This window comes from Marinobacter sp. tcs-11 (genome assembly GCF_002049515.1).
GTDB lineage: Bacteria > Pseudomonadota > Gammaproteobacteria > Pseudomonadales > Oleiphilaceae > Marinobacter > Marinobacter nauticus.
Map to the genome: position 1 here is coordinate 1 of NZ_LLYU01000045.1, position 3,272 is coordinate 3,272.

Below are 3,272 nucleotides of genomic sequence, written 5' to 3' on the forward strand. Positions count from 1 at the left end.
CTGACTGAATAGAGAGAATCGAGACTCTATTCGGCTGGATATTGTGGATACGTTCTCGGGCCGAACTGTGATTCGACGCGGCGGGGTCACTTGCTCAAAATACTTCTGCCGCGCAGACTCCTAGGGCACAAGAGGGTAGGCCGCCCTCACCTGCCTCATCACAATCCTGGCATCTTCCGGTTTCAAACCCTGCTTTCGCAACTGCGGCATCACCATCGCGCCCACAGCCTTACACCGAGATTGATCAATGCCGTACTTTTGGAACACATCGGCAATGGCCTGCGGTTGGGCATCCGGATTGGTTTTTAGCAGCTTGCCAATGTCGATGGCACAGGCCTGCTCTTCAGGGGCAGTGTTCTGTTTACTACGCCAGATCAGGACAGCCACGATGGCGGCGAAAACACCGATGATCAGAAACTTCATGGCAAGGCACCTTTGTCCCGGCTTTTCCTAGCGAATACCCTGCGCTTGCAGCCACTGACTGATCTGGGCCTGATTCATGGCGCCACTCTGGCGCGCCACCTCCCGGCCGTTCTGGAACAGAATCAGGGTCGGTATGCTGCGAATCGCAAACTGACCGGCCGGCCCGGGGGCTTGTTCCGTATTCAGCTTGGCAAAGCGCACTTTCCCGCGCCAGGCCTTCGCGGCCTGCTCGAACTGGGGCGCCATCATTTTGCACGGGCCACACCAACTGGCCCAGAAGTCCACTAACACAGGCAGATCGCTGCGCCCGGTGTGGGTAGCAAAGGTCTGCTCCGTTAGCTCCAGAACCTGATCCGGCCAAAGCGGTTGTTTGCAGGCGCCACAATTGCCGCCGGAGGACAACTTGTCGGCCGGTACGCGATTCACTTTGTGGCAATGGGGACATACCAGGTGTCGAACGTCAGTCATGATGAACGGGCCTCTGATTGGCTGATGGTAGAAATAATCAGGGCAGGAGAAGAGAAATCAAGAGGCACAAGCACCATGCTACTGTCGATAAAACAGTCGGAATTTACAGCCCCGGCGCCAAGCGGTATCAATGTGTTTCGGTTTTCCGAAGTTTTTTTATAGGAATGTGCCCCAATCTATCAGGTTGCAATTTAAATAAACCATCAGAGGGAATCTTGATGACACAGATTATCGAACAGTTTCTCGAAGTTTCGAGCACTTACCTGCTATCACCCTGCGACAGTGACTGCTGCCACAAATCCGCCGCCTGATCTCGCTGCCCCTGAAACCACCGGGTAATGCCAGGCAACGGCCAGAGTGCTGCCCTCCTCGTTTAAAAAGCTTACCCCCTTGTGTAACGAGCGGGTTCTCCGTAAAAAGGCATAGGAATCACAGCGGCCAACCCTCAGGCAAGGCCATCATCCATCCCAGGAGTGTTAACCGTGATTGTTCGCGAGCGCCCCGGCCCACTCCGGCTGTTGCTGGCCTGGAAAGGGTCTGTTGTCCCCCACATTCTGCCGCACATTCTGCTTACGGGAATGTTTGCAGCCGCCGTTACCTGGGTTTCGCGCCACCACTACCTCGACGGCATGGTCGACTACACACTTCTGCCGTTCACGATCATGGGCATCGCCCTGTCCATCTTTTTAAGCGTGCGCAACACCGCCACCTACGACCGCTGGTGGGAAGCCAGAAAACACTGGGGGCATATGGTGTACGAATTTCGCAGCCTGGCCCGGACTAGCACCATTTACCTGAGCCCGGAACGACGCCGGGAGCTTCTGACCCGATGCCTCGCTCACGCCCACCTGCTGCGCGGCCAGTTGCGGGGAGAAGATGTACGGTCTGACCTGCCTGGGTCACTGGCACCCGAACTCATTGACCAGGCCCTGAGCACACGCAACCCCGCCGCCTTCATGCTGCACCGGGCCGGAGACGTACTCGCCGAAGCCCACAAGGCGGGCGATCTGGATTCTGTAGCAACCGCGGCCGTAGACCAGCACCTTCATGGCCTCGCGGGCATTCAGGCGGCCTCGGAACGCATTGCCCTCACCCCGTTGCCCTTTGCCTACACCCTGCTGGCTCACCGCACGGCGTATGTGTTCTGCTACCTGCTCCCGTTCGGTCTGGTAGGCGTCGCAGGCTGGTTTACGCCGGTGTTCACCGCCATCGTGGCCTACACGTTTTTCGGGCTGGATCGCCTGTCTGAACAGCTTGAGTTTCCCTTTGGCCGACACACCAACGATCTGCCGCTGGATGCCATCTGCCGCATTCATGAAATCAGTGTTGCCGAAGCCCTGGGCGACCCGGCGCCCGAACCGCTGCAGCCGGTCAAATACCAGTTGCAGTAAGGGCCCGGCAGTTACAACGGCCTGCGCCCGGTTCTCTCCAGCCGCTCGCTCACCCATTTGTGATACAGCTTTGCCAGCGCTGGCCGAATTACCGGCAAACCAATCAGCCAGGCAAGCGGTTTCAGCAGCCAGACCCGCGACATCAACAGAATATAGGCATCCAGTTCCCGGTGGATGTTGCCCTGGCCATCTTCCACATGGAGCTCCTGAAGCGCGGCTTTCGGGTCTATACCACGTTCCTCCAACTCCTCATCACGGCCGGTGATATCCACCCACTCCACCGATTCGCCGGTCCTGCCCGCGAGTCGTTCATAGAGCCTGCGATCCTTGACGCAGCTCGGGCAGGCGCCATCGTAGTACACGCGAAGCTGATCGCCTGGTGCCGTCATCGCTATCCCCCCTGTTTGCATCGCATTCATCTGACTACACGATAAAGCACTGCGTGGCTCCCGTTAACCCTTCGGATCTCAGGCATAACCCGCGAGAGGCTGTACCATCGCCCTGAAATTCCAGGCGCGTATCGATCATTGTCTCGCTCGCATGCTTTTCGATTGCCAGGAGCCTGATCAGCAGGCCGTTCTGCATCATGTTCGGAGCCGAGGCCGCCGCGTGTTCCAGGTTTGCACGACGGTAGACCATATCGGCAATAGCCAGGAAAAAGGTCTGTACCGCGATGCCCCCAAGAGCATTACTCGCAGCCAACTCCGGGTGCCCGCGGTAGGCTGCTGTTACCGAGAGCACCGAACCACTGAGGGACGTCGCTGCCCCCAGAAGCACGGCTCCAGCGGTCGCCTCACCCAGCCCGGTCCGGTCGGCGAGCTGGTCGACCACACGTGTGATGCGTGTGCCCGCAATCGCAATGACGTAAGCGCCAATAAATCCGCACCTGTGGCTGGCAACTGAATTTCGCCACACTGATTCCTGCTTTCAAATGAAGGAGGAATCCGATGACCACCCCTGATTTACATCAGTTCTGGCAACAGACGCTAT

At 58.1% G+C, this 3,272-nt stretch carries 5 protein-coding genes; 1 reads left to right on the plus strand and 4 read right to left on the minus strand.

From position 1 onward, the window contains the following. Nucleotides 1–120 precede the first annotated feature (120 nt). Nucleotides 121–423 (minus strand): hypothetical protein, encoded by a 303-nt coding sequence (locus ARC85_RS19535; protein WP_199452420.1) that lies wholly within the window; start codon nucleotides 421–423, stop codon nucleotides 121–123. Between the two features lie 27 nt (nucleotides 424–450). Beyond that, nucleotides 451–891: a thioredoxin TrxC gene (trxC, locus tag ARC85_RS19540; RefSeq protein ID WP_286715967.1), complete on the minus strand. Its 441-nt coding sequence runs from the start codon at nucleotides 889–891 to the stop codon at nucleotides 451–453. Between the two features lie 482 nt (nucleotides 892–1,373). On the opposite strand from trxC, the gene ARC85_RS19545 reads away from it, so the two are divergent. Beyond that, complete coding sequence (locus ARC85_RS19545; protein WP_286715969.1) at nucleotides 1,374–2,282, plus strand: bestrophin family protein; 909 nt, start codon at nucleotides 1,374–1,376, stop codon at nucleotides 2,280–2,282. An 11-nt stretch (nucleotides 2,283–2,293) separates the two neighbouring features. On the opposite strand, the gene ARC85_RS19550 is transcribed toward ARC85_RS19545, so the two are convergent. Both ARC85_RS19550 and ARC85_RS19555 read right to left on the minus strand, forming a co-directional pair. Further along, nucleotides 2,294–2,671, minus strand: coding sequence for a thiol-disulfide oxidoreductase DCC family protein (locus ARC85_RS19550; protein WP_286715970.1), 378 nt, complete (start codon nucleotides 2,669–2,671; stop codon nucleotides 2,294–2,296). 34 nt (nucleotides 2,672–2,705) lie between these two features. Beyond that, nucleotides 2,706–3,197: a calcium:cation antiporter family protein gene (locus tag ARC85_RS19555; RefSeq protein WP_286715971.1), complete on the minus strand. Its 492-nt coding sequence runs from the start codon at nucleotides 3,195–3,197 to the stop codon at nucleotides 2,706–2,708. Between the last annotated feature and the right edge of the window lie 75 nt (nucleotides 3,198–3,272).